This is a genomic window from Actinophytocola sp. (assembly GCF_045807065.1).
In the GTDB taxonomy this organism is placed as follows: domain Bacteria; phylum Actinomycetota; class Actinomycetes; order Mycobacteriales; family Pseudonocardiaceae; genus Actinophytocola.
The window spans coordinates 1-6,251 of sequence record NZ_JBJMIE010000377.1; the positions used below are offsets into that span (position 1 = coordinate 1).

Consider the following 6,251-nt stretch of genomic DNA (forward strand, 5'->3'; position numbering starts at 1 on the left):
GGAGGTCGAGCACGCCGTCTCGGCCTCGCTCTCGGCCGCCCCCGCATGGCGGGAGCTCTCTTTCGACGACCGCGCCGCCGTCTTCCTGCGCGCTGCCGACCTGCTCGCCGGGCCGTGGCGGCACACGATCAACGCCGCGACGATCCTGGGCCAGTCCAAGTCCGTGCAGCAGGCGGAGATCGACGCCGCCTGCGAGCTGATCGACTTCTGGCGGTTCAACGTCGCCTACGCGCGCCGGATCCTGGAGGAGCAGCCCAGCTCCGGTCCCGGCGTCTGGAACCGCTTCGACCACCGGCCGCTCGACGGGTTCGTCACCGCGATCACGCCGTTCAACTTCACCGCCATCGCGGCCAACCTGCCCACCGCGCCGGCCCTCATGGGCAACACGGTCGTCTGGAAGCCGTCGCCCACCCAGCAGCTCTCCGCGCACTACACGATGCGGCTCCTGGAGGCGGCCGGACTGCCGCCCGGCGTGGTCAACATGGTCACCGGCGACGGCGCGGCGGTCAGCGAGGTCGCCATGACCGACCCGGACTTCGCCGGCCTGCACTTCACCGGCTCCACCAAGACCTTCAAGCACCTGTGGCGGCTCATGGCCGACCAACTCGACACCTACCGCTCCTACCCGAGGATCGTCGGCGAGACCGGCGGCAAGGACTTCGTCGTCGCGCACCGCTCCGCCGACATCCCCGGCGTGGTGACCGGCCTGGTGCGGGGCGCGTTCGAATACCAGGGGCAGAAGTGCTCGGCCGCCTCCCGCGCCTACATCTCCCGCTCGCTGTGGGAGAACGGCCTGCGTGAGCAGCTGGTGGACGTCACGAAGTCGCTGTCCTACGGCGATGTCACCGACTTCAGCCACTTCGGCGGCGCCGTGATCGACGCCCGCGCGTTCGCGAAGCACAAGGGCGTGCTGCTCATCGCGTCGGCCACCTCGACCGTCGAGGTGCTGGCCGGCGGCACCGCCGACGACTCGGTCGGCTACTTCGTCCAGCCGACCATCGTGCTCGGCACCGACCCGACCAACGAGCTGTTCACCACCGAGTGGTTCGGGCCGATCCTCGCGGTGCACGTCTTCGACGACAGCGACTACGGCAAGGTCCTCGAACTGGTCGACACCTCGACGCCGTACGCGCTCACGGGGGCGGTCTTCGCCACCGACCGCGCGGCCATCGAGGAGGCCCACCGGACGCTGCGGTTCTCGGCCGGCAACTTCTACGTCAACGACAAGCCGACCGGCGCGGTCGTCGGCCAGCAGCCGTTCGGCGGCAGCCGGGGCTCGGGCACCAACGACAAGGCCGGCTCGATCTACAACCTGCAGCGCTGGGTGAGCCCGCGCTCGGTCAAGGAGTCGTTCGTCCCCCCGACCGAGCACGGCTACCCACACATGAGTTGACCAGCCCGCCCCCCGGGATCTTCAGGTGTGGGTTGCGTCCCGGCGACCGCGCGGTTGTCGAGGCGGATTGTGGCTGAGCGCGGTCACGTTCCCCTGGTCGGGCGCGGACTTCACAGAAGATCCATGGGTAGGTCCCTAGTTCACGCAGGGCACGTCGCCGGGGTCGGCCGGCGGCGTGTTCGGCAGGTTCGCCACGAACTGCTTCACCTGGACAGGGTCGACGCCGATCGCGGCACCCTGCGGGGTCTGGACGTCGGCGTTCTCGTGCGGGATGGTGCCGAAGCGCAGCGCTCCGCCCCGGACCAGGTCCTGGGCGAGCCCGAGCACGTCGAGGCCCGGATCCGTCCGGACGTGGTCCCGCGCGGCGGTCACCAACGCGTGCGGGTCGCTGCCCTTGAGCTTGGTCAGCAGCGACTTCACGAACACCTGCAACCGGATGATCCGGTCGAGGTCGCTGTTCGGCAGCCCGTGCCGCTGACGCAGGAACGCGAGTGCCTGCTGCCCGCTGACCACCTGCTTCCCGGCGGGGAAGTCCGCGCCGGCGAAGCGGTCGGACGTGGCCGAGTTCAGGCAGATCTCCACGCCCCCGACCGCGCTGAGCAGGTCGGGTAGCACCGCCATGTCGACGGCGGCCCAGTGGTCGACGTGGACACCGGTGAGCTCGCCGACCTCAGTGGCCAGAGCGTCCGCCCCGGACCGCACGTAGACCTGGTTCAGCTTGGTCATGGCACCCCCGGCGGACACCCACGCGTCCCGCGGCAGCGAGACCAGGCTGGTCGAGCCGTCCTTGCCGAGCTGGACGAGGACGATCGAGTCGGTGTAGCCGTTCGTGTCGACGCCGACCACCAGCACGTTCATCGGCGTGACCGCGGCGGTCTGGTGCCGCGCCTCGCCCGCGGGTGGCGTGCTCTCGCGGAACACCGAGGGCACCACGAACGTCGCGACGGCGGCCACGACCGCCACGACGGCCGCGGTCGCGAACGCCAACCCGTACGACCGGCGCGGCCGCCTGCCGCGCACGTTGGCGAGGACCTCGCGGGGGTCGGCGGCGCGCTCGGCCTCCTCGGCGAACGCCTCCCGGACGAGCTGTTCGGTACGGTCGGTCATCACAGTGCCTCCCTCACGAGGTGCTGATGGGTGGCGCGCAACGTGCTGAGCGCGCGGGAGATGTGGCTGCGGACGGTTCCCGTCGAGCAGCCGAGCAGCTCGGCGATCTCCGCGTCGTCGCGGTCGCAGTAGTAACGCAGCATCAGGGCCGCGCGCTGCTTGCGCGGCAGCCGCGCGATGTGCCCGCGCATGGCGTCCCGCTCGGTCACGCCCGCAGCGGGATCGGCGGTGGGCGTGCCGAGCGCGTCGAGCGTGCTGTGCGTGGCGGCCACGGTCCGCGCGGCCTTCCTGCGGCGCCAGGACAGGTACTCGTTGATGATCATCCGGCGGACGTACTGGTCCCGCCCCTGCATCGGCCCGATCCGGGCCCACCGGTGCTGCACGCGCACGAGCACTTCCTGCACCACGTCCTGCGCGAGATGGGGGTCACAGGTCAACGCCGTGGTGAAGCGCAACAGCCGATCGATGCGATCGGCGGCGAACTGGTCGAAGGTGTCCAGCACCGCGACTCCGTTCCTTCTCGATGACGGTCGAGGGTAGAACGCCACCAGGCGCCGAGTTGTTGAGTGAGATTCCGATCTCGTGCGAAACGGCACCGCGCAACGGCGTGTAGGGGGTGGAACGGCGGCCGCAGACCTGTGAACGCCGGCGAGGCAACCGGGCAACAGTTAGTGGCGTACTGACCACTAGCGGCGACCGGCGAGGCGTCGCCGCACAGTGCCTGGAGGGGTCGATGATCTACGAACGGGCTCGGTCGAGCCTGCTTGCCGCGGCGGTTGCCGCGAGCGTGGTCGCGCCGGCCGGGTTGGCCGTGCCAGGTGTCGCGGAGGCGGTCGCGACCCCCGGCACGGCCGGGCCGACCGTGACACTGCTGACCGGGGACAAGGTCACCCTCGGCGGGGCGACCGGGGTGGACGTGCACGCGGCACCCGGGCGCGCACACGTCTCCTTCTTCACCAGCAAGGACGAGCAGGGGGACACGCACGTCATCCCGGAGGACGCGCTTTCCCTGGTGTCGTCCGGAAAGCTCGATCCGCGCCTGTTCGACGTGACGGAGCTGGTGCGGGACCGGTACGACGACGCGTCGCGGCGCACGCTGCCGCTGATCGTCGACTACAAGGGCCGCACACCGCGGGCGGCCGGCGCGCGGGTCACTCGTGAGCTGCCGGGCATGAGCGCCGCCGCGGTGTCCGCGGAACGTTCGACCACGTTCTGGGCCACGGCGCGGAACGCGGAGCACGTGTGGCTGGACGGTCCGGTGAAGGCGAGCCTGGATCACAGTGTGCCGCAGATCGGTGCGCCGGCGGCGTGGGCGGCCGGGTACACGGGCGCGGGGAGCACGGTCGCGGTGCTGGACACCGGAATCGACGCGACCCACCCGGATCTGTCGGATGCCATTGTGGGGGCGAAGAACTTCACCGACAGCGACTCCGACGACGACCATTTCGGACACGGCACGCACGTGGCGTCGATCATCACGGGTAGTGGGGCGGCGTCCGGTGGGAAGTACAAGGGGGTCGCGCCGGATGCCAAGCTGCTGAACGGAAAGGTGCTGGACGACTTCGGCGGCGGCCTGGAGTCGTGGATCATCGCCGGCATGGACTGGGCCGCGCACAGCGGCGCCGACGTGGTCAACATGAGCCTCGGCAGCTCCGCGCCCAGCGACGGCACGGACCCGATGTCGCAGGCCGTCGACCAGCTCACCGCGGAGACCGGCACGCTGTTCGTGATCGCGGCCGGCAACTCGGGCGGGTGGATCGGCAGCCCGGGCAGGGCGGACGCGGCGCTGACCGTCGGCGCGGTGGACCGGAACGACCAGCTGGCCGAGTTCTCCAGCCGTGGCACGATCGACGGGGCGCTCAAGCCGGACATCACCGCGCCCGGCGTGGACATCGTCGCGGCCAAGGCGAAGAACGGCCAGATCGGCGACCCTGCCGCGGACGGTTACGTGTCGCTGTCCGGCACCTCGATGGCCACCCCGCACGTCGCCGGTGCCGCCGCCATCCTCGCCGGTGAGCACCCGGACTGGCAGGCGGGTCAGCTCAAGTCGACGCTCATGGCGACCGCCAAGCCGAACGACGCGCTGACGGTGTTCGACCAGGGCGCCGGCCGTGTGGACGTCGCGAAGGCCTACACGGCAACGGTGTTCTCGACGCCGGCGAGCGTCGACAACGGCACCGTGCAGTGGCCCCACGACGACGACCAGCCGGTCACCAGGACCGTGACCTACACGAACACCGGGACCTCACCGGTCACGCTGGACCTGTCGACCGATCTCAAGGGACCGAACGGATCCGCCGCGCCCCAAGGGATGTTCACGCTCACCCCGGCCTCGCTGACCGTGCCCGCGGGCGGGCAGGCGAGCGCGACCGTCACGACCGACACGAAGGTCGACGCGGCCGACGGCGAGTACAGCGGCGTGCTGACCGCGACCGGTGGCGGCCAGTCCGTGCGCACGCCGGTCGCCGTGAACCGCGAGGTCGAGAGCTACAACGTGACCGTGAAGTACCTGGACCACAACGGTTCGCCGACCGACCTGTACTTCCACCGGTTCGTGGACGTGCACCAGCCCAAGGCGTACCTGCCGTTCGACCCGTCCGGCACGGTCGTCGCCTGGCTGCCGAAGGGCGAGTACTACTTCGAGTCCACCGTCCAGACCCAGGTGGGCGAGTTCGACTACAAGAACGCGTTCTTCACCGAACCGGCCCTGGTGGTCGACGGCGACTCGACGCTGACCGTCGACGCACGCACCGCGAAACCGGTCGGCATCGCCGTCGACCGCCCGAACGCACGGCCCGGCGCGGCGCAGCTGCAGTTCCTGCTCGACACGGACTGGGGCGACACCGGCAGCTACATCTTCCTGTCGGACTTCGCGGACTTCACCGTCCAGCCGTCCACGACGACCAAGAAGGACAGGTTCACCTTCGTCGCCGAAGCGCGGATGGGGCAGTGGAACGGCACGTCGTTCGAGGGCAGCCCGTACCTGTACAACGTGCGGCAGACGTCGAACGGCAAGGTGCCTTCCGTTCTACAGTGGACGGTGCACGACCGGCAGCTCGCGAAGGTGCGCGGCGAGTACGCGATGGCCACGCCAGGCATGATCGGACTCCGGGAGGGCTTCCTCCCGCTGGCGCTGCCGTCGACGCTGACGGAGTACTACACCCCGAACGTGCCGTGGGACGGCAAGTTCAACGAGCTGCCCGACCCGGAGTCCTTCCCGGTGTCGGCGCTGTACCAGATGGTGCCGCGGACGTACCGGCTCGGCCCCACGACGACCGTGCGCTGGAACACCGGCGTGTTCGGCCCGGCGTTCCCGAACAGCGACACGTGGTACGCCGCCGCGAGACTGGGCGACGACGTGAACTTCGACCTGCCACTGGTAACGGACCAGGGCGCCGGCCGAATGGGCCTGTCGGGAGGCGACGGCACAACGACGTTACTGCGCGACGGCCAGGTCGTCGGCGAGAGCCCGTACGCCGGCAGCGGTTACTTCACGCTGCCGCCCGAGCGGGCCGAGTACACACTGCGCTCGTCGGTGACACGCCCAACGGCCGGACTGTCCACATCGGTCAACGGCGAGTGGACGTTCGCCTCGGGCCACGTGGACGGCGACGCTCCGACACACCTGCCGCTGCTGGCCGTGCGGTTCTCGCCAGCGCTCGACGACCACAACGCGGCACCGGCCGGAAGGCGTTTCACCATCCCGGTCTCGGTGGAACGCAACCACGCCGCACTGGGGGATGTCGGCACC

4 protein-coding genes are annotated in these 6,251 nt (G+C 70.3%); 2 read left to right on the plus strand and 2 right to left on the minus strand.

Annotation, left to right across the window (positions count from 1 at the left end):
• A partial coding sequence (pruA, locus tag ACJ73U_RS21885) for an L-glutamate gamma-semialdehyde dehydrogenase (protein WP_407779541.1) occupies positions 1–1,393 on the plus strand: 1,393 nt, incomplete at its 5' end.
• Positions 1,394–1,528: 135 nt separating this feature from the next.
• On the opposite strand, the gene ACJ73U_RS21890 is transcribed toward pruA, so the two are convergent.
• Both ACJ73U_RS21890 and ACJ73U_RS21895 read right to left on the minus strand, forming a co-directional pair.
• Positions 1,529–2,500, minus strand: a complete 972-nt coding sequence (locus ACJ73U_RS21890) for an LCP family protein (protein WP_407779542.1) — start codon at positions 2,498–2,500, stop codon at positions 1,529–1,531.
• Complete coding sequence (locus ACJ73U_RS21895) at positions 2,500–3,003, minus strand: SigE family RNA polymerase sigma factor (RefSeq protein ID WP_407779543.1); 504 nt, start codon at positions 3,001–3,003, stop codon at positions 2,500–2,502. The genes ACJ73U_RS21890 and ACJ73U_RS21895 overlap by 1 nt, the downstream gene beginning before the upstream one ends.
• A 230-nt stretch (positions 3,004–3,233) precedes the next feature.
• On the opposite strand from ACJ73U_RS21895, the gene ACJ73U_RS21900 reads away from it, so the two are divergent.
• Positions 3,234–6,251, plus strand: a 3,018-nt coding sequence (locus ACJ73U_RS21900) for a S8 family peptidase (protein ID WP_407779544.1), incomplete at its 3' end; no start/stop codon positions are given.